The sequence below is a fragment of the Pseudarthrobacter sp. MDT1-40-2 genome (assembly GCF_059383595.1).
The window spans coordinates 230,148-249,694 of record NZ_JBWZCL010000003.1 but is presented as its reverse complement, the minus strand read 5'-3'; the positions used below and the strand labels follow the sequence as shown (position 1 = coordinate 249,694).

Sequence of the window (19,547 nt, the reverse complement as noted above, 5' to 3'; positions counted from 1 at the left end):
GTTGCCATGTCTTCCTCAAGCAATCGGCTGACCGAATCAACGCGCCCTGTGGCGGTCCAGCTGCCGGATCCGGTGACCGGGCTCCACTGGCGGGCAGCATCGGCCGCGGACCTGGACTCCTGGGCTGCGCTGATCGCCCGCACCGCCGCCGTCGAGCATCCTGCCTGGTTCGAAAAAGCCGGAGACCTGGAGCAGGTGCTGGAGAACAGCAACAATGATCCCCGGACCCACACGGTGTTGGGCATTGACGATTCCGGAGTGCCGCGTGCCTATGGCCGCATCAGCAAGAATCCACACGGCGATAAGGCCCAGGCCATGGGCTGCGTGGATCCGCAGTGGCAGCGGAAGGGCGTCGGCACCGCCATCGTGGCCTGGCAAGAGGCCATGACTCGAGCCCGCTTCGCCGCGGACGCGCTGGCCAATGAATCTGCCGGTGGAACCGCGGCGTTGCCCAGGCTGCGGATTTTCAACGAGCAAAGGCTGGAGCGACGGACTGCACTCCTGCGGCGTTTGGGCTACCAACAGGTGCGCTGGTACAACGAGATGCACAGGCCTGTGAGTGTCCCTGCTCCCGAGGTGCCGCTGGAGGATGGGCTTGAACTGGTGTTGATGGACCCGGCGCTGCATGAGGCCGCCCGGCTCGCGCACAACGATGCGTTCCGCGACCACTGGGGGAGTGAGCCGCGGGACGAGCAATCATGGCGTTTCACGCTGGAACACCCGTTCGCCAGGCCGGACTGGACCACGGTGGTGCTTGATAAGGCCACGGGCGAAGTAGCCGGGTATCAGGTGGCGAGCTTCGATCCGGACAGCGCCACGGAGCGCGGATTCAAGGAAGGCTACACCGAGCTCCTGGGGGTCCGGCGGGCATATCGTGGACGCGGCATTGCACAGGCCTTGTTGGCTGACGTGATGCGCCGCTTCGCAGCGGATGGCATGGACGTGGCCTCCCTTGACGTGGACTCGGCGAACCCCACGGGCGCGTTGGCCCTGTACCTGGCAATGGGGTACACGCCCGTCAACCAAAGCGCGAGCTGGGAAAAACTGCTTCAGCCTTTGACGTCATGAAGGTGATGAACGACGTCGTGCAGGAAGTAGCGTGAGAAGGTCAGCACCGTGAACTCCGAGCCGTTGCTCCGGAGGCCTTTGCGGTTCCAGTCGCTTTCCCGCACGCGGGCAAAGTCTTCGGCGATCTGTTCACCTTCGGCCGTGAGCTGCGCGCTGACCTCCGCAGGATCCGCTGTACGGTAATCCGCTTCTACAGCCGCGGCATCCTGGTCCCAGTTCTCGAACTCAGCGTTGTCGCTGCTGAGCATCAGGTTCAACCGCTGGTCGAAGATGCTGAAGACGTCCCGCACATGGCACGCGTATTCAAGGGTTGACCAGGTGCTGTCATCGGGCCGCTCGGCTACGTCGGGGCGCCGGAGGGCCGACCTCCACCTGGGCAGCACACTGCGGACGGTTCCGGGCACGGTAGCGGGCGTAACGGTGGCAGGATCGAAGGAGCAATCGGGGCACCGCTCGGACAGCACCCACGTCCAGTCCTTCACATCAGGAATAATCGGCATGGATGCAGTCTATGGGAGGTGACCGGCCTCCCGGCACCTCCCATGCGGTGCGCTAAATGATTGTTTCCTGAACAGCCGGGGTTTCTTCGGCCACATGCTCAGGCCAGGCCATGGCGGGACCGATGGCGTCGATAGCCTGAGACAGGGGAATCCCCGAGCCATCGCGCCTGCCGTATTCCTGTGGCAGCGAACGCGCCACGCCCGCCGCTGAGGATGCTTTGGCTGGTCCGTGGCCTGCCCAGCCCAGCAGCAGGGTGTCTTCGCCTTTGAGGAAGCGGTGCGCACGGACCCCGGCGGTGGCGCGGCCCTTCGCTGGGTATTCGTCGAAGGCCGTCACCTTGGCCGTGCCGGGAGCCGTGCCCGGCAGGGCGCCGGTGGTTCCGGCAATGGTGACGACGACGGCGGCGGGGTCCTCGGCTGCAACCGCACCGAAAAACAGCACGGCATCGCCCGGTGCCAGTTTGATGCCCGCCATACCGCCCGCGGTGCGGCCTTGCGGCCGGACGGCCGAAGCCGGGAAACGCAGCAGCTGCGCCTGCTGCGTCACAAAAACCAGCTCGGAATTGTCGGGCGCCGCCGGGACCACGCCCACCAGCGAGTCCTTGTCCTTCAGGGCAATGATCTCCCAGTCTTCCCGGTTCAAGGGGTAGTCGGGCTGGACCCGCTTCACCACGCCCTGCACAGTACCCAAGGCCAAAACCTGGTCCAGCGGTGCAAATGCCACCAGGGTCTCGCCCTTGAGCAGCGTGAGGAAGTCCTTGGCCGCCACGCCGCCGGCCATGTTGGGCAGCCCGGAAACAGTGGGCAACACGGGCATGTCCACCACCTGCAGGCGAAGCATCCTCCCCTTGGAGGTGACGGCCCCGATCTCGCCCCGTGCCGACGTCGGAATCACCGAGCGGAAGACGTCATGGCGGGTACGGGGGCCCGATTCGGTGAGGGGTTCCAAAGCCAGGGTGCGGGCAATCTGTCCTGAGGCTGTCAGGATGGCCCAGCAGGGATCGTCGGCAACTTCGAGGGCCAGCGGGACGGCTTTGACTTTGCCATTGCCGTTGGCGCCTGCGAGCGCAGCGGCGACAGTGGGGGACACAGCCTCGGATTCAAGCAGCACGGTGCGGCGCGGCGTGGCGTATTTGTCAGCGAGCTCGCCCAGCTCGGCCGAGACCAGGCCGCGGAGACGTTCCTCGGAGGCCAGGATTGCCTCGAGCTCGGCAATCTCACGGCGCAGTTCGTCCTGTTCCTTCTCCAATTCAATGCGGGAATACTTGGTGAGCTGGCGGAGCCGCAGTTCCAGGATGTAGTTGGCCTGGATTTCGGTGAGGTCGTAGATGGACATCAGGCGCACCCGCGCCGCGGATGCTTCGTCCGAAGACCGGATGATCTGGATGACCTCGTCGATGTCCACGATGGCGATGAGTAGGCCCTCCACCAGGTGCAGGCGGTCCTTCTTCTTGCCCAGCCGGAACACGGTCCGGCGCCGGACCACGTCAATCCGGTGGTCAACGTAGACGGTGAGCAGCGGCAGCAGCCCCAGTGTCTGCGGCTGCCCGTCCACGAGGGTGACGTTGTTGATGCCGAACGAATCCTCCATCGGCGTGTAGCGGTACAGCTGCTGGAGGACGGCCTGCGGGTTGAAGCCGTTCTTGAGTTCAATGACCAGGCGCAGCCCGTGCTTGCGGTCCGTCAGGTCCACGACGTCGCTGATTCCGGCCAGCTTTTTGCCGTTGACTGCGTCTTTGATCTTTTCGATGACCTTTTCAGGACCCACCATGTAGGGCAGCTCTGTCACCACGAGCCCTGTGCGGCGGGCGGAGAGCTGTTCGATCTCCACCTTGGCCCGGGTCTTGAACGAACCGCGGCCTGTTGCATAGGCGTCACGCACACCGTCCAGGCCCACTATCCTGCCGCCGGTGGGAAGGTCCGGCCCCGGCACGAACTTCATGATGTCGTCCAGGGTGGCGTCAGGGTTCGCGATCAGGTGCCGGGCAGCTGCCACTACCTCACCCAGGTTGTGTGGCGCCATGTTGGTGGCCATGCCGACGGCGATGCCCGTGGCGCCGTTAACCAGCAGGTTGGGGAAAGCAGCCGGCAGGACCTCGGGCTGGGTGAGCTGGTTGTCGTAGTTGGGAACGAAATCAACGACGTCTTCGTCGAGGTGGTCTGTCAGGGTGAGGGCCGCGGCAGCCATCCGGGCCTCGGTGTACCGCGGTGCGGCAGGACCGTCGTCGAGAGACCCGAAGTTGCCGTGGCCATCGATCAGCGGCAGCCGCAGCGAAAAGTCCTGCGCCATCCGGACCATGGCGTCATAGATGGCAGTGTCGCCGTGCGGGTGCAGCTTGCCCATGACCTCGCCGACTACGCGGGCACTCTTGACGTGCCCGCGGTCCGGTCGCAGCCCCATTTCGCTCATCATGTAGAGGATGCGGCGCTGTACCGGCTTCAGGCCGTCGCGGGCATCCGGCAAGGCGCGCGAATAGATCACCGAGTAGGCGTACTCCAGGAAGGAGCCCTCCATCTCGGACGTGACGTCGATGTCAACGATTCTTTCGCTGTAATCCTCGCCGGGATCACTGGCAGGGGCGGGGCTTTGGCGGCGGGCCATAGGGCTGATGGATCCTTAGGGGGTGTGCACGGGAGTTTTTTGGCTAGGCTAAGCCTATGGTGGAACAGCCCGCGGACGGCGTATATCCGGAATACTGGGAAGCCGATGTCGTTCTCCGCGATGGCGGTACAGCCCATCTGAGGCCTATTCACCCAACGGATGTGGACGCCGTCCAGGCCTTCCATACCGGGCAGTCCCAGAACTCAATTTACATGCGTTTCTTTGCCCTCAAAGCACGGCTGAGCAGTAAGGAACTCAAACGGTTCACCGAAGTGGACTTCCGTGACCGCGTTGCGTTCGTTATCACCATCGGCGGGGCGATCATCGGGATTGGCCGTTATGACCGCCTCGATGATCCGACTGAGGCAGAGGTGGCCTTTAACATTGCGGATGTGCACCAGGGCCGCGGCATCGGTTCCATCCTGCTCGAACACCTGGCGGCGGCAGCGAGGGAAAACGGCATCCGGCGCTTCACAGCCGAGGTCCTCCCCGAAAACCGTAAGATGCTGATGGTTTTTTCCGATGCCGGTTATGACGTCAAAAGGCATTTCGACGACGGCGTCGTCAGCCTCGAATTCAATATCGACCCCACAGAAAAATCCCGTGCCGTGATGGAGTCCCGTGAGCACCGGGCGGAGGCGCGCAGCGTGCGGGGTTTGCTGGCGCCATCGTCCGTTGCGGTGATCGGGGCCAGCCGGACGTGGGGAAAGCTTGGTTACCAGCTCCTCGAACACCTGATTGAAGGCGGGTTTAAGGGCCCCGTCTACGCCGTGAATCCGGAAGCCCTGGAACTTGCCGGCATGCTCTCCTACGCCCGGTTGTCAGAGATTCCGGAACCCGTCCAGCTGGCGATTATCGCGGTACCGTATGAGGAAGTGTCTTCCGTAGTGGACGACTGCGCAGCTGCAGGCGTTAAGGGCCTTTTGATCGCCACCTCAGGGTTCGCTGACGACGGCGAGCGCGGGCTGCTGCGGCAGCGGGAGCTGGTGCGCAAGGCAAGGGCCAACGGCATGCGGGTGATCGGACCGGCCTCGCTGGGCATGATCAACACGCACCCGGACATCTCGCTGAACGCATCAATGGCACCGTACCTGCCCAACCGCGGCGGCCTCGGGGCATTCAGCCAGTCTGCGGCCATCGGCGTTTCCTTGTATGCCGCCTGCAGCCGCCGCCGGGTGGGAGTGTCAACGTTCGTGTCTGCGGGCAACCGGGCAGACGTTTCCGGTAATGATCTGATGCAGTACTGGGAGGACGATTCCGATACCGACGCCGTCGCCCTTTATCTTGAGTCCATCGGCAACCCGCGCAAGTTTTCCCGACTGGCCCGCAGGCTGGCGCGGACCAAACCGGTGATTGTTGCCAAGTCAGACACCATGGGCCTGCAGCTTCCCCGCGGCCATGCCGTCCGCACCACCCAGGCGCCAGTGGGCGCCCTTGACGCAATGCTGCGCCAGTCCGGAGTGATCCGGGTGCAGACTATCGAAGCCCTGATGGATGTCAGCCAGATTGTGTCCGCAGCACCACTGCCGGCAGGCCCCCGGGTGGCGGTGGTCAGCAATTCCTACGCCTTGGGCATGGTGGTTGCGGATAGTGCCGCTGCCAATGGTTTGGTGGTGGAGCGGACGGTTACGGACCTGGACCTCGACGCCGGCATGTCGATTGCGCTTCCGGTTCTCCGTCAGCAGTTGGCTGGCATTCTCGCTGAGGACTCGGTGGACTCCGCGGTGGTCACCCTGCTTCCCGCGCGGGGGCTGACTGTCGAAGACATCGCCGGCATCCTGGCCGGGTGTGCTGCTGAAGCCGGTAAACCGGTGATCGCGGTTTTTGCCGGGATTATGGACCCTTCCGTCTATGTTGAGGGGCTGGCAGGCGGGAAGAATCAGGACGGCAGGAGCCCGGGCGTTCCGTGCTACGCCAACTCGGGTGCGGCTGTGAGCGCGCTTGCCGCCGTCGTCTGGTACGCGGAGTGGGCCAGGCGCGACCGCGGAGCCTTCGTTGAGCCTGAGGGCTGCGATGCCGACGCCGTCCGTGCCGGGCTGGAAGTCCTGCTCCGGGACGTGCACGGTGAACAGCTCAAAGCCCTCGACGAGGAGGCGGCAGCGACCCTGCTGGGTCATTACGGGATCTCGGTGCTGCCTTCGGCGCGCTTTGAAACGGATGACGAGGCCGTTGCAGCGGCAGACCGCCTTGGCTGGCCAGTAGTCCTGAAGACCACAGACCCGGCCCTTCGCCATCGCCTCGACCTGGGCGGAGTAAGGCTGGACATCCAGGATGCCGACTCCCTGCGGCGCAACCTGGCCCAGATGCGCCGGGCACTGGCCGGCTACGGTGCTGCCGCCCTGGAAGTGCAGGCGATGGCTCCTGTGGGGCAGGCCTGCACCATGCGCGCCATCGAAGATCCGCTCCTGGGCCCTGTCGTTTCTTTTGGTCTGTCGGGAGACGCAGTAAACCTGCTGGATGACTGGGCCCACCGGGTGCCGCCTTTAACCACGGACGACCTCAGGGAATTCATCCGTGCCCCGCGCGCTTCCCGGAAACTGTTTGCTTACCAGGGCCTTCCGCCGGCCGATGTCGGAGCCCTCGAGGACCTGGCAGCGCGACTGTCGCTCCTCAAGGACAACCATCCCGAAATCGCGCTGGTGGAATTCAACCCGGTTCTCTGCGGTCCCGCTGGACTGTCGATCCTTGCCGCCGATGTACGGATCGCCAATCCGGCCCAGCGCACGGACAGCGCGCGCCGGGCCATGCTCGGCTAGGATGCCGGCAGTTAGCAAGTGTCCGGTTGATCTGTGAAAATGGGGACATGACCCCACAGCCCTCATCGTCGCAGCCAAAGCCGCAACCCGCGCCCCAGCAGCAAACGCAGGCGCAACCGGAGAGCAGTGGCCGGCCGGCCGGACGCCAGCAGGGCACGCACAGCCATGGCGCCCAAGGGCAAAGCCTCGACGCCGCATTGCAGAAGGCGGGTTTCTACCCCCGGCTGGTGGCCGACGTCGTGGAAGATGCCCTGGATGGACGGGACTGTGTTGCCCATCTGGTGCACCTGGAGACTCACTTTGACCGTGCCGAGGTGCGCCGCCACATTACCGTGCTGGTGCTGACCGACGACATGCTGGTGATCACGCATGTGGACGACCAGCAACTTGACGAAGCCGGCGAGCAGATGGTGGCGCAGGTTTCCACCGAGTCCGTACCGGTGGCGCAGATCCGGTCCGTAGTGCTCAGTTACATGTACACACAGCCACACAACTACAAGCCGTCGGATCCCGTACGTGAAGTGACCCTGTCGATTGCCTGGTCCGGGGGCCAGCGGCTGGATATGGGCCCGGCCAGTTGCGGGGATCCGCAGTGCGAGGCGGACCACGGCTACACCGGCACCATTGCCCAGGAAGACATTGTGCTCCGCATCAGTGCCGAAGCCGACGGCCTGCAGGCAGTCCAGGAGGCCAAGCTCTTTGCCCGGGCCTTGAGGGCGGTCAACACCGGCACGGCCGGGCCCTCGAGCGTGGTTGGCCATCCTGCGAAAGCCCTGCCCACATGGCCTCGAGGGGTCTTTGGCAGCCGGCTTGGCCGCGGCCACCAGCGCTGACATGCTGCCTGAGCTGACCAGCGAATCCATCCGCCTTCCACAGCCGCCCGCGTACGGCCGCCAGTCCATTGCTGAGGTTCTTGGCAGCGCCGCCGCTAGTCTGGGTGTTGCCGGCTATTCAAACCACCTGGCCTTCCCCGCGTCTTCGAGAGTCTGCGTCGTGCTGGCTGACGGCCTGGGACGGAGCCTGCTCAAGAAAAAGGCTGCGCACACACCATTTTTGCGCTCCGTGGTCCAGGCGGGCCAGGGAGCCGTCCCGGTGTGGCTGGATTCCGCTTTTCCTTCCACCACTGCCGCCTCGCTTGCCAGCCTGGGGACCGGACGCCCGCCGGGGCAGCACGGACTGGTGGGCTACGACGTGCTGGATCCGGCCCAGGACCGGGTGGTAAACATGCTGGGCAACTGGGACGACGGCGTCGATCCGGCGGCCTGGCAGCCGTTCCCGACCATTCTTGAGGACGTTGCCGGAACTGTGGATGTGGTCACCGTGAGCCTGCCACAGTTCGCCGACTCTCCCATGACCCGTGCGGCCTTGCGCGGTGGCCGGTTCGTTTCAGCTGTGACGCCCCACGCCCGCACTGCGGCGGCCGCCGAGGCCATGTCAGGCGAGGGCCCCACCCTCATGTATTACTACTTGAATGAGCTGGACAAAGCCGGGCATCGGCATGGCTCCGCGTCCGAGCAGTGGGAGCACCAGCTGGAGGAACTCGACGCCACCGTGAAGCGGCTCAACACAGGGTTGCCGGCGGGAACCACCATAGTCCTGACCGCAGACCACGGGATGATCGACGTGCCCGAATCACAACGCATCGATTACTCGGCTGACCCGGCCCTGATAGAGGGAGTCCGGCATACAGCCGGCGAGCCCAGGATGGTCCATCTCTACCTGGAGCCCGACGCCGGGAGTGACACACGGGAGCGGCTCTTCCGGAGCTGGCAGTCCCGGTTCGGCGACAGGGCATGGGTCTTTACCCGGGAGGAGGCTGTGCGCGCGGGACTTTTCGGAGAAGTCCGCGACGGCGTGGGGGAGAGGATCGGCGATCTCATGGTTGCCGCCCGGGAAGGTATTGCCCTTTACGACACCCGGCGCGTGCGCCCTGCTGCCTTGGATGTCATCGGTCAGCATGGCTCACTGACCCGGGCTGAGCGGGAAGTGCCGTTGCTTTGCTTCACTGCCCAGGGAAAGGCGTCGCGCCGTGGCTGAGCTGGTGTTCTTCTCAGGAACCATGGATTGCGGCAAATCCACCTTGGCGCTGCAAATGGACTACAACCATCGGGCCCGCGGACGTGGCGGCGTCCGGTTCAGCCGGAACGACCGCGCCGGTGGATCGCGTATTTCCAGCCGACTGGGACTCGAGACCGATGCCAACGAAGTCCTGGACCACACGGACTTCTGGGATGAGGTGATGACCCGGCGTATGCGCGGCCAGCAGGTGGACTACCTGATTTGCGACGAAGCCCAGTTCTACTCACCCGGACAGGTTGAACAGCTGGCCCGGCTGGTCGATGAGGTGGAGATCGATGTCTTCGCTTTTGGTATCACAGCTGACTTCAGGACCAGGCTCTTCCCGGGTTCGCAGCGTCTCATTGAGCTCGCGGACCGGGTCCAGGTGCTTCAGGTTGAAGCGCTCTGCTGGTGCGGCCGCCGGGCTACGCATAATGCCCGGACAATTGATGGAGCCATGGTGGTTGAGGGTGCCCAGGTGGTGGTGGGCGACGTCGACATGGGCGCCGATCCCGGGCCTGACGGGCACGAACCCGGCCAGGGTCCCATGGTGGGTTATGAGACCCTGTGCCGGCGTCACTACATGCGGCGCGTTACCGCCCACGGGGCAAGGATCATGGCCGAACAGGACCAGTTGCTACCCTTCGACGTGGACGCGTGCCACTGGCGGGGTTAATCGCCCCGGGTACCGAAAACGATCTCATCCCAGGTGGGGACGCTTGACCGTTTAGCCTTTGCGGGCCGCTCAGGAGTTGGGGCCGGGCCTGGATCGTGCGGGCTGGGGTAGGCGGGCTCTGTGTTCCGCCGCCTTTGTCCGCCGCCAAGCAGCTCGTCGAGGCCCGCGCCGGAGCCTTCGCTTGCACCGGTGCCCCCTGAAGTGTTGCCCGTAGAACCGTTTCCCGTAGAACCGTTTCCTGGGGACTTTGCCGGGGACGGCGTAATGGTGACCTCACGAGTTTCGGTGCTGACGCCGTCGTGCAGTGCCAGCGGGTCTTCGCGGTCCGGAGATTCTGCTGCACCGGTGATATTCTCCCGCAACGGCGGGATGAGGCTTAGCCGCGCCATCATGGATGGCCGTCCGTCCTTACGCCGGCCATCGCGGGTGTCCCCGTGGGCGGCAGGCGTTTCGTGATCATCACTGTGCTGACCATCTCCTGCGGGGCGTGGCTCGTCCGGCACTTCCGACGGCCGCGGATGGGCTGCCGGAACACCCTGGCTCAGCAACAGGGCAAGGGTGTCGTCGCCGTCCTCGTCCACTCCCAGGCGCTGGCCGCGCCGGGAACGGAGGAGATCCAGGAGGCCATCGGCTTCCGGGCCGGTTACAGCGGAGGGCGTCGTTGCGGAAGGCTCGGCCGGGGCTTGCGCCTCGGCTTCGAAGTCAAAGGGCCGGTCAGTCACGGCAGTCAGCCGGCGTGCAGGAACGGGTCCATCGAGGGGTTCCAGTTCGCTGAGTTGCTGTGCCCAGCGGTTCGCGTTCTGCAGGGTCTTGCGTGCAGGGCTGAACGTCCACATGGCCGGCGGCTCTTCGCCGATTCCGGCGGGCCGGGCAGTACTGATCTCAAAGCGGGCAACGACCGTCCAGAAACCGTCCGGGCGCCGCCAGGAATCCCACTCGACGGCGGATTCCTCGATACCGTGGGCCCTGAGCCGATGCGAAACCATGTCATCCAAAGTGGCGGGATGGTCGCCAAAGGCGGCACGGTACGCTTCGTGGCCGGGGGAGGGCGCCGCTACCTCGATCTTGCGTGCCTGCCGGGCAACATAGTCACGCTCGGCAAGGACAGGCCCCTCATAACGCTCTACCTTGGCCAGCGGAATCCCTGCCAGATCCGCCACCTCCGAAGCGGTGGCCCCGGCACGGATACGGGCCTGGATATCGCGGGGCGACAAAGCCACCGGCGTCCCACCGGCCGGTTTGGGCACCTGACGGCTGGCCGATCGCAGTGCTTCATCGATCGGCAGCCGGAACATCTCGCCGCCGGGCCCGGTCAACAGGAGGTGAGTCCCGTCGTCGTGCACGCCTACAAGCCGTAGATCCTGCATACAAATCCTCCACCCTGGCATTACTTTCACTCGAAACTCTGCCATCTGGCAGGGGGTTTATCGCTTAGGGGAAAGGGCGCGCCGCGAAATTCCGGGCAAATCAGGGTGAATCCATCTGTTTCTAGGGGAGCGTGGGCACAAAAGGGCGTCGCCGGGCGTTGTGTTGAGGCAGTACCCGTTCAACGGCACATACGGAGAGTGACCAGTACGCCATGGCGACAGACTACGACGCTCAACGCAGATCAGAAGAGGACCTCGCTTCGGATTCACTCGAGGAGCTCAAGTCCGCCCGCATCGACAAGCCCACTGCAGTGGTGGAAGAGGACGAAACCGATCTGGCCGGTGGCTACGAGCTGCCGGGCGCGGATTTGTCCGGCGAAGAGTTGCTGGTTCGGATTCTCCCGCCCCAGCCTGACGAGTTCACATGTGCTTCGTGTTTCCTGGTTCATCACCGTTCGCAGCTGGTACGCGAGTCGGGCGGCCAGCTGTTTTGCGCCGAGTGTGAAGGCTGAGCCTGTAGTGACGTGTCCAGCAGTTACTTCGCGGGGAAGGTCTGGAGCGCTTTGACCAGTTCCTCTGGCCGTCGTGTTGAGGCCAGCCAGTAAGGGGTGCGGTCTGCCGGGTCAGAGAGTTCTATCCGGACCACCGGGTCAATCCATCCCCGGATGCACAGATAAGCCAAGGCGTTCAGGCCCGTGCCCCGCTCACGGGTGGCGTCCGGTCCGCGATGAGCGCTCGCCCCGGAAATGAAGTTACGGCTGATCGTTGCCCGGCCCACGGTCAATTCTGTGTCCGTGACAATGATCCGCGGCGTAGAGAGCAGCAGCAGCGTGGACACAATGACCAGCAGGACGCCTGCGGCGATGAATCCCGCGGTGGGGCTGATGGGCGCGAACACCAGGATTCCAGCGCCGGAGAACCCTAAGGCAAACAGCCAGATCCAGAGGGACGGCAGTAGCTTCTCGTCAAAAACGGGCTGCCCGTGCTTCGGGTCCGGCGAGGCACCGCTAGGCAGGGGGGATGTGGGACTGGAATCAGGCATACCCCAGCTTTTCACCTTTGACCCGTCATTTCATCTTCGGGCGCCTGCTCCTGTGGAGGACGGCTAGGCCGCGGCAACGCCGCCGCGTTAGAGTGAGGAACTGTGACTGAACTTCCAGGACTCTCCCAAGCCACCCTCCAGGTCCAGCTGAAAATGCTGGACAGTGGCCTTGAACCTCCTTCCTACGCCCATCCCGGCGACGCCGGGGCCGATCTTCGCTGCACAGCGGACGTCCATCTCGAGCCCGGCGAACGGAAACTGGTGCCGACCGGCGTGGCCATCGCCTTGCCGGAGGGTTTCGTGGCGCTCATCCACCCTCGCTCCGGGCTGGCCACCAAGCATGGACTGACCGTGGTCAACGCACCCGGAACCGTCGACGCCGGTTACCGCGGAGAAATCGCCGTGACGCTCCTGAACACCGATCGCAAGGACGCCATCCAGCTGCGCCGCGGCGATAGAATAGCCCAAATGGTCATCCAGCGTGTGGAGCATGCGCAGTTTGTCCCTGTGAACGAATTGAGCGGATCCGTCCGTGGCGCCGGTGGCTTCGGTTCAACCGGTGGATTCACGACGCCGGGAGCTTGAATCCCCGGCACAGCGCACCGTGGTGGGCCGGGCCGCTTTCCATCAGCGCCAAGGCCCGCACCATCCCAATGAAGGAGACGACCCATGGTTTTTGGACTAGGCAAAAAATCCAGGAACGAACAGCAGGCTGAGACGGAATTCCCTGAGGCGGATTCCGCTGAGGCGGGTGCCGCCCTGGAACCGGAGGCCACTGCCCCGGCCACCGCAGGAACTGATGACGCCCGCAGTACTACGGGCCCCTTTGACATTTCTGAAATCACCAGCCGTGAGGGCTACGTTGATCTGGGCGCCCTCCTCATTGCGCCGAGCGAAGGACTTCAGCTCCGACTCGAAATCGAGGAAAAGACGCAGCGGGTCATCGCAGTAACTTTGGATCTGAACGGTTCAAGCCTGCAGTTGCAGGCTTTTGCTGCTCCGAAGACTGAAGGGCTGTGGGACGACATCCGGGAACAGATCGGACAGTCTGTAGGGAGCCAAGGCGGGCAGGTTGAAGAAATCCAGGGTGGTTTCGGCACCGAACTGGTGGCAAAACTGCCTGCGGCTGCTGCCGACGGCAGCCAGGGCTACCGGGTGGCCCGCTTCATTGGCGTCGATGGGCCGCGCTGGTTCCTCCGCGGTGTGCTGGGCGGTTCTGCAGCCATGGAACGTGACGCTGCACAAGAGCTGGAGGAACTGTTCCGCCGCGTCGTGGTGATCCGGGGCGACAGCCCCATGCCGCCTCGCGACCTGCTGCCGCTGCGCCTTCCCAAGGACACATCGGCACAGCCACCACAACCACAGCAGCCGGAACTCCATAAGCCTGAACGCGGGCCGGAGACCACTCACATTGGCTGAACCCGGCGATGCGCGGCGGCCTCCGGCCAACGCCAACGTTCTGGTGATTAACGACCTGCCCGAACGTGGCCGGGTGGTATGCCGTGGCAACATCGATTCGGTGACGTACGCACCGTCCGGCGGCGTTGCGGCCTTTACCGCCATGGTGTCGGACCCGGGCATCGCCCATCGGTCCGAGCGCCAACGGCTCCAGGTCATCTGGCTGGGCAGGCGCCGCATACCCGGGCTGGTAGCGGGCACCGAAATCAAGCTTGAGGGAATGCTGACCCGCAGCCAGGGCAAGGCCACCATGTTCAATCCACGCTACGAAATATTGTCCAAACAGGAGCGAGAATGAATCCCGAGCAGCAGGACCGGCCAGATCAACGGCCGGACAGCCTGGGTGCCGTTGCGGGCAGCTACGCCGCGAAGGCCGGGCTCCACCGGTCCAGTGACGGCAAGGTTGACGTCCTCAAGAGCGCCGGCGGCATCCAGGGAATCGCCGAGAGCATCCTTCCGGGCCTGGTATTCCTGGTTGTCTTCACCATCTGGCGCGACCTACCCGTCTCGCTCGTGGCCGCGCTGGCTTCGGCAGCGGTATTCACGGTTGTGAGGCTGATCCAACGACGACCGCTGACCCAGGCACTGGCTGGGATCGTGGGTGTGGGCATTTCGGCCTGGCTCGCCAATACCACGGGTAAGGCAGAGGATTTCTATCTCCCGGGATTCATCACCAACGCCGCCTACATTGCGGCCATGGTTGCTTCGATTGCCCTGCGCTGGCCGATCGCCGGATTGCTGTTCGGTTTCATCCGTAACGAAGGACTTGACTGGCGCAAGGATCCAGCCCGGTTAAGGGCTTACCGGCTGGGAACCTGGGTAATTGTCCTGGTCCTGGCACTTCGACTGATCGTGCAGGTACCGCTCTACCTGATGGGATCCGAGGGACTGACTGCCCTGGCCACAACCAGACTGCTCATGGGTGCGCCGTTGTACATTCTGGGCGTTTGGGTAGCCTGGTTGCTGACCCGGCCGGTGCCTGCCGTGCCCGCCGGCGATCAGCCTTCGAAGCCGTCGTCGAACGCATCATCCACTGAAGCCTGAGCAGGCGCGCCTGTAGCTCCGGCTTCGGCCGAATCCGGTGACAGCAACGCCCGGAGGTCGTCCTCTGCTGCGATGGTGGTCACGAAGAACAGTTCGTCGCCGCCGTCGATGACGTCATCACGGCTGGGGGTGATGGGCGCGTGATCGCGGAGGATTGCCACCAAAGTGGCGTCTTCAGGCCATTGGATGTCACCCACCGTTGAACCGATGACGTGCGAGTCATGCGGCACGGTGAACTCCACCAGTGAAGCGACCCCGGTCTGGAGGGTCAGCAGCCTGACGAGGTCACCGATCTCCACGGCTTCCTCCACGAGCGCGGTCATTAATTGAGGTGTATTGACCGCGACGTCAACGCCCCAGGAGTCATTGAACATCCAGTCGTTCTTGGGGTTGTTGACCCGGCCAACCGTGCGGCCCACGCCGAACTCTGTTTTGGCCAGGAGCGATACCACCAGGTTGACCTTGTCGTCACCGGTGGCCGAAACCACGACGTCGGCATCCTCAAGCCTGGCGCCTTGCAGGGTGCTCAGTTCACAGGCGTCGCCCACCAGCCAGTGCGCGCCCCGGAGCCCGCTGCGGCCTATGACCTCGGGCTTGAGATCGATCAGGAGAATGTCATGCTTGTGCGCAAGCAACTCCCTGGCAATCGATGAGCCCACACTGCCGGCCCCGACAATAACGACTTTCACTACAGCTCCTTGACGGGCGGTTTAGCCAGGACATGGGCCACTTCGGAGACCCGGTCCAGGGACAGCATGGCGTGCACGGTATCGCCTTCCTGGTAAATGGCGGCAGCGGAGGGCAAAATACCCTCGCCGAACCGGGTCAGGTAAGCGATACGGACATCGGCGACTTTCTCGATCGTGCCGATGCCCTGCCCGATCCATGCCGGATCAAGATCTATTTCGGTGAGCACCAGCCGCCCGGAGGGCTCACGGTACTCACCGGCGAGATGCTGTTCAGGCAGGATGCGGCGGAGAACCTGGTCTGCGCTCCAGCGGACGGCAGCCACGGTGGGGATGCCCAGGCGCTGGTAGATTTCAGCCCGGCCGGGATCGTAGATGCGTGCCACCACATGTGGAACATGGAAAGTTTCGCGGGCCACGCGGGTGGCCAGGATGTTGGAGTTGTCGCCGCTGGAAACGGCGGCGAAGGCATACGCTTCGGTAACGCCCGCCTGTTTGAGTGTTTCGCGGTCGAAGCCGACACCCGTCACTTTGCGTCCGGTGAAGCCCTGACGGAGCCTGCGGAATGCCCGGTCATCCTGATCGATGATCGCCACGGAATGCCCGGCTTCTTCCAGGGTATGCGCCAGGGTTGCGCCCACACGACCGCAACCCATGATCACGAAGTGCGCCACGCCAATCTCCTCAATCTGTTGTTCCCACCTGCTGCAGTCAGAACTCTACCGGCAGTGCGCGGACACCTTCCGCAGCAACAGTCCTGATCGCCGTCATGACATCGGAGGCGAATGCGACTAACTTTGTGGAGTGCTGACAATATTCAATGCGGCGAAGAGGGTGCTGGTGGGAAGGCCTGTCAGAAATGACCGCCTCGCCCATACTCTGCTACCCAAGAGGATCGCGTTGCCGGTCTTTGCCTCCGACGCCTTGTCTTCTGTTGCGTATGCGCCTGATGAAATCCTGCTGACCCTGGCACTGGCGGGGGTCAGCGCTGTCGCCTTCTCCCCGTGGGTCGGTCTTGCCGTGATGGTCGTGCTGCTGACCGTAGTGGCGTCCTACCGGCAGAACGTCCATGCCTACCCATCCGGCGGCGGGGACTATGAAATTGCCAGCGTCAACCTGGGCAAGCATGCCGGACTGACTGTTGCCTCGGCGCTGCTGGTGGACTACGTCCTGACCGTCGCGGTTTCCATGTCTTCGGCTGCGTCCTACCTGACTACCGCTGTGCCGGCGCTGCACGGCCAGCAGGCCCTGATCGCCTCGGTCGGAGTCGTCATTTTGGCGTTGGTAAACCTGCGCGGCGTCAAGGAAGCAGGTAGCGTGTTCGCGGTTCCTGCCTACATCTTCATGGCCTCCATCCTGGGCATGACCGCTGTGGGCGTCTTTCAGGCCGCCACGGGGCAATTAGGCCAGGCTCCTTCGGCTGCTTTTGAGATCGTTCCGGCTGCCGGCTTCGATGAAGGGCTTGTCGGTCTGGCCGGAGCCTTCCTCCTGCTGCGGGCCTTCTCCTCCGGGGCCGCAGCGCTCACCGGTGTCGAAGCGATCAGCAACGGTGTACCGAACTTCAAGCCTCCCAAGAGCAAGAATGCCGCCACGACCCTGCTGCTGCTGGGAGTCATTGGCGCCACCATGCTCGCGGGTATCATCTACCTGGCTAATGCAACCAAGGTCCACATTGTCCTGGATCCCGCCACCGAATTCCTGCTGAACGGCAGTCCGCTCCCTGCGGATTACATCCAGAACCCTGCCATCAGCCAGATTGCCCAGACGATCTTCGGCCCTGGATCCATTCCCTTCTACATTGTGGTGGCTGCCACCGGAACCATCCTGGTGTTCGCGTCCAATACCGCCTTTAACGGATTCCCGGTTCTGGGTTCGATTCTGGCCCAGGACGGCTACCTTCCGCGCCAGCTGCGTACCAGGGGGGACAGGCTGGCTTTCAGCAACGGCGTCCTGGCGTTGGCGGCGGGTGCGCTGGTGCTGATTCTTGCCTTTGACGCCGATGTCACCAAGCTCATCCAGCTGTACATCGTTGGCGTCTTCATCTCGTTTACGGCCAGCCAACTGGGCATGGTGCGGCACTGGGGACGCGAACTGAAGCTTGCCAAGGACCGGAACCTCCGGCGGCGGATGGTTAAGTCGCGGACGATCAACATGGTCGGTTTCGGCATGACCGCACTGGTACTGGTCATCGTCCTGATCACAAAGTTTGAGCAGGGTGCCTGGCTCGCTCTGCTTGCAATGTTCATCCTGTTCCTGATCATGTGGAGCATCCGGGCCCATTACGACAACGTGGCCAGGGAGTTGGCGGTGGACGAGGATTCCTCGCCCCGGGCCCTGCCCACCAGGGTCCACGCGGTGCTGCTGGTCTCCCACGTCCGGAAGCCGGTGCTTCGGGCCCTGGCTTATGCCCGCGCCTCCCGGCCTTCCCGGCTTGACGCAATCACCGTGGATATCAATGCCGAAGAAACCGCGCATACCGTTGCTGACTGGGAAAAGCTCGACATCCCGGTGCCGCTCACCGTCCTGGACAGCCCGTACCGCGAGACCGTGACGCCGATCATGGAGTACATCACCAACATGCGGCGGGACTCCCCGCGGGACCTGATTGTGGTTTACATTCCCGAGTACGTGGTGGGCAAATGGTGGGAGCAACTGGTCCACAACCAGACGGCCCTCCGGATCAAGACCAGGCTGCACTTTGAACCCGGTGTGATGGTGGCCAGCGTGCCGTGGCAGCTAAAATCGTCCGAAGAAGCCAAGAACCTGCAGGACCTGCGATGACACCATCTGGGAGAGACATCAACAGCACTACCAGCACCAGCACATCATCCGTCGTCGAGTCCGGGCAGGAGGCAGGCCCGGGATCGTCTCCCGAGGAGATCATGGAACTGGAGCTGGAAGTGGGCCCGGTAGCCCACGGCGGTCACTGCGTTGCCCGCCTCGACGGCAGGGTGATTTTTGTCCGCCATGGCATTCCGGGGGAGCGGGTCCGGGTGCGCCTGACCGAGGCCGGGCCGTCGGCCCGGTTCTGGCGAGGCGATGTCGTGGAGGTTCTTGAGGCATCCCCGGACCGCGTGGATCACTTCTGGCATACCGCAGATTCAAGACGCGCCTGGGCCAACGGCCATCCACCGGTGGGCGGGGCCGAGTTTGGCCACATTGCCCCCGCGCGGCAACGCGCGCTCAAGTCCGCTGTGCTGGCTGAACAGCTGAAGCGGCTCGGCGGACTGGAGTCCGCCGTCGAACGCGATGTTGAAGTTGAAGAGGTTCCTTTGCAGGACCCGGGGGCCGCAGCCGGCCTCGGCTGGCGTACCCGCGCCAGTTTCTCCGTCACCCGGGGCGGACGCCTGGGGATGCACGCCCACCGCTCCAACGAGGTTTATGCGGTGCGGGAGATGCCGCTTGCGGTGAGTGCCATCAACAACCTGCGGCTGTGGGACGTGGACCTTCAGGGCATCGAACGCGTTGAGGTCGCTGCACCGGCAAACGGGTCCCGGCCGTTGATTCTGCTGGAGCCGGCCGCCGGCACCAAGGCCAAACGCCTGGCCGCCATCCTCGCGCAGTTGCCCGAGGACGTATCGGTTGCCACCTTTGATCCCGAGACCTCCGAAACCCTGCAGCTCCGTGGCCGCACATGGGTCCAGGAGTCCGCAGTGGGCCACACATACCGGGTCACCGGCGCAGGATTCTGGCAGATTCACCGGAACGGCCCCGAGACCCTGGTGGGCGCGGTAACTGATTTCCTTGGCGACGGCGGCTACCTCCAGCCCGGGAGCAGTGTTGCTGACCTATACGCAGGGGCCGGCCTGTTCACAGCAAGGCTGGCTGACCTCGTGGGCGAGACCGGCGCCGTCCTGTCCGTAGAGGGGTCGCCCGGCGGCAGCCGCGACGCGCGCAAGAACCTGCACGGGGCGCCGCAGGTGAGCATTGTCCAGGGGCGAGTGGAGAAGGTACTGCGGCAAAAGCCTTATGCCTTCGATGCGGTGGTGCTGGATCCGCCCCGCGCAGGAGCCGGCAAGGCGGTGGTGCACCAGTTGATGGAGTCGAAGCCGCGGGCCATTGCGTATGTGTCCTGCGATCCGGCGTCGTTCGCACGTGATCTGGGTTACTTCCGGCAGGGTGGCTGGCAGCTGGCCGGGCTCCGAGCCTTCGATCTGTACCCGAACACCCACCACCTGGAAACGGTGGCGCTGCTGACTCCCCGGGCCTGAAGCCACTACTATGGGCCCAGTAGTCCTGTCGCGTCCGCCATCACAGCTGATGGCAAGCAATATGCCCGGAACCGCTAAT

Annotated in this window: 18 protein-coding genes; 12 read left to right on the top strand and 6 right to left on the bottom strand. The window is 64.1% G+C overall.

Translation table 11 applies throughout. The features are described from left to right. Nucleotides 1–6: 6 nt before the first annotated feature. Nucleotides 7–1,068 (top strand): GNAT family N-acetyltransferase, encoded by a 1,062-nt coding sequence (locus AC50X5_RS11860; protein ID WP_494976292.1) that lies wholly within the window; start codon nt 7–9, stop codon nt 1,066–1,068. On the opposite strand, the gene AC50X5_RS11855 is transcribed toward AC50X5_RS11860, so the two are convergent. Next, the gene (locus AC50X5_RS11855; RefSeq protein ID WP_494976291.1) at nt 1,050–1,568 is read right to left on the bottom strand and encodes a DinB family protein; all 519 of its coding nucleotides are present in this window, start codon (nt 1,566–1,568) and stop codon (nt 1,050–1,052) included. The genes AC50X5_RS11860 and AC50X5_RS11855 overlap by 19 nt on opposite strands. Nucleotides 1,569–1,620: 52 nt before the next feature. Continuing rightward, entirely contained in the window at nt 1,621–4,170 is a 2,550-nt protein-coding gene (locus AC50X5_RS11850) for a DNA gyrase/topoisomerase IV subunit A (protein WP_494976290.1), read from the bottom strand. Nucleotides 4,171–4,226: 56 nt separating this feature from the next. Between AC50X5_RS11850 and AC50X5_RS11845 the strand changes: the two genes are divergently transcribed. The 4 genes from AC50X5_RS11845 to AC50X5_RS11830 are packed head-to-tail and all read left to right on the top strand — an operon-like array spanning nt 4,227 to nt 9,660. Next, nucleotides 4,227–6,926, top strand: coding sequence for a bifunctional acetate--CoA ligase family protein/GNAT family N-acetyltransferase (locus AC50X5_RS11845; protein WP_494976289.1), 2,700 nt, complete (start codon nt 4,227–4,229; stop codon nt 6,924–6,926). Nucleotides 6,927–6,973: 47 nt separating this feature from the next. Continuing rightward, nucleotides 6,974–7,759 carry a DUF5998 family protein gene (locus AC50X5_RS11840; RefSeq protein ID WP_494976288.1) on the top strand — a complete coding sequence of 262 codons (786 nt, stop codon included), beginning with the start codon at nt 6,974–6,976 and terminating at the stop codon, nt 7,757–7,759. Nucleotide 7,760: 1 nt separating this feature from the next. Beyond that, the gene (locus AC50X5_RS11835) at nt 7,761–8,963 is read left to right on the top strand and encodes an alkaline phosphatase family protein (protein WP_494976402.1); all 1,203 of its coding nucleotides are present in this window, start codon (nt 7,761–7,763) and stop codon (nt 8,961–8,963) included. Continuing rightward, a complete protein-coding gene (locus tag AC50X5_RS11830) occupies nt 8,956–9,660 on the top strand; it encodes a thymidine kinase (RefSeq protein ID WP_494976287.1) in 705 nt (234 codons plus the stop codon). Before AC50X5_RS11835 ends, AC50X5_RS11830 begins: the two co-directional genes overlap by 8 nt. Here the strand turns inward: AC50X5_RS11830 and sepH are convergent. Then, nucleotides 9,657–11,027 (bottom strand): septation protein SepH, encoded by a 1,371-nt coding sequence (sepH, locus tag AC50X5_RS11825; RefSeq protein WP_494976286.1) that lies wholly within the window; start codon nt 11,025–11,027, stop codon nt 9,657–9,659. The two genes, AC50X5_RS11830 and sepH, sit on opposite strands and share 4 nt — an antisense overlap. Nucleotides 11,028–11,239: 212 nt before the next feature. Between sepH and AC50X5_RS11820 the strand changes: the two genes are divergently transcribed. Then, nucleotides 11,240–11,539 (top strand): DUF4193 domain-containing protein, encoded by a 300-nt coding sequence (locus AC50X5_RS11820; protein ID WP_494976285.1) that lies wholly within the window; start codon nt 11,240–11,242, stop codon nt 11,537–11,539. 23 nt (nt 11,540–11,562) lie between these two features. Here the strand turns inward: AC50X5_RS11820 and AC50X5_RS11815 are convergent, their stop codons facing one another. Then, nucleotides 11,563–12,069 carry a DUF3093 domain-containing protein gene (locus tag AC50X5_RS11815; protein ID WP_494976284.1) on the bottom strand — a complete coding sequence of 169 codons (507 nt, stop codon included), beginning with the start codon at nt 12,067–12,069 and terminating at the stop codon, nt 11,563–11,565. Nucleotides 12,070–12,171: 102 nt separating this feature from the next. Here AC50X5_RS11815 and dut point away from each other — a divergent pair, with 102 nt between their 5' ends. From dut to AC50X5_RS11795, 4 genes are all read left to right on the top strand, one after another. Beyond that, nucleotides 12,172–12,654 (top strand): dUTP diphosphatase, encoded by a 483-nt coding sequence (dut, locus tag AC50X5_RS11810; protein ID WP_494976283.1) that lies wholly within the window; start codon nt 12,172–12,174, stop codon nt 12,652–12,654. An 84-nt stretch (nt 12,655–12,738) separates the two neighbouring features. After that, a complete protein-coding gene (locus tag AC50X5_RS11805) occupies nt 12,739–13,488 on the top strand; it encodes a DUF3710 domain-containing protein (protein ID WP_494976282.1) in 750 nt (249 codons plus the stop codon). Then, a complete protein-coding gene (locus tag AC50X5_RS11800) occupies nt 13,481–13,825 on the top strand; it encodes a single stranded DNA-binding domain-containing protein (RefSeq protein WP_494976281.1) in 345 nt (114 codons plus the stop codon). The genes AC50X5_RS11805 and AC50X5_RS11800 overlap by 8 nt, the downstream gene beginning before the upstream one ends. Next, entirely contained in the window at nt 13,822–14,571 is a 750-nt protein-coding gene (locus tag AC50X5_RS11795; protein ID WP_494976280.1) for a DUF3159 domain-containing protein, read from the top strand. The genes AC50X5_RS11800 and AC50X5_RS11795 overlap by 4 nt, the downstream gene beginning before the upstream one ends. On the opposite strand, the gene AC50X5_RS11790 is transcribed toward AC50X5_RS11795, so the two are convergent. Next, entirely contained in the window at nt 14,526–15,260 is a 735-nt protein-coding gene (locus tag AC50X5_RS11790; protein WP_494976279.1) for a potassium channel family protein, read from the bottom strand. The two genes, AC50X5_RS11795 and AC50X5_RS11790, sit on opposite strands and share 46 nt — an antisense overlap. Continuing rightward, a complete protein-coding gene (locus AC50X5_RS11785) occupies nt 15,260–15,931 on the bottom strand; it encodes a potassium channel family protein (protein ID WP_494976278.1) in 672 nt (223 codons plus the stop codon). Before AC50X5_RS11785 ends, AC50X5_RS11790 begins: the two co-directional genes overlap by 1 nt. 130 nt (nt 15,932–16,061) lie before the next feature. On the opposite strand from AC50X5_RS11785, the gene AC50X5_RS11780 reads away from it, so the two are divergent. Beyond that, nucleotides 16,062–18,038 carry an APC family permease gene (locus AC50X5_RS11780; protein WP_494976277.1) on the top strand — a complete coding sequence of 659 codons (1,977 nt, stop codon included), beginning with the start codon at nt 16,062–16,064 and terminating at the stop codon, nt 18,036–18,038. Then, complete coding sequence (locus AC50X5_RS11775) at nt 18,035–19,468, top strand: class I SAM-dependent RNA methyltransferase (protein WP_494976276.1); 1,434 nt, start codon at nt 18,035–18,037, stop codon at nt 19,466–19,468. The genes AC50X5_RS11780 and AC50X5_RS11775 overlap by 4 nt, the downstream gene beginning before the upstream one ends. Nucleotides 19,469–19,547: the final 79 nt, after the last annotated feature.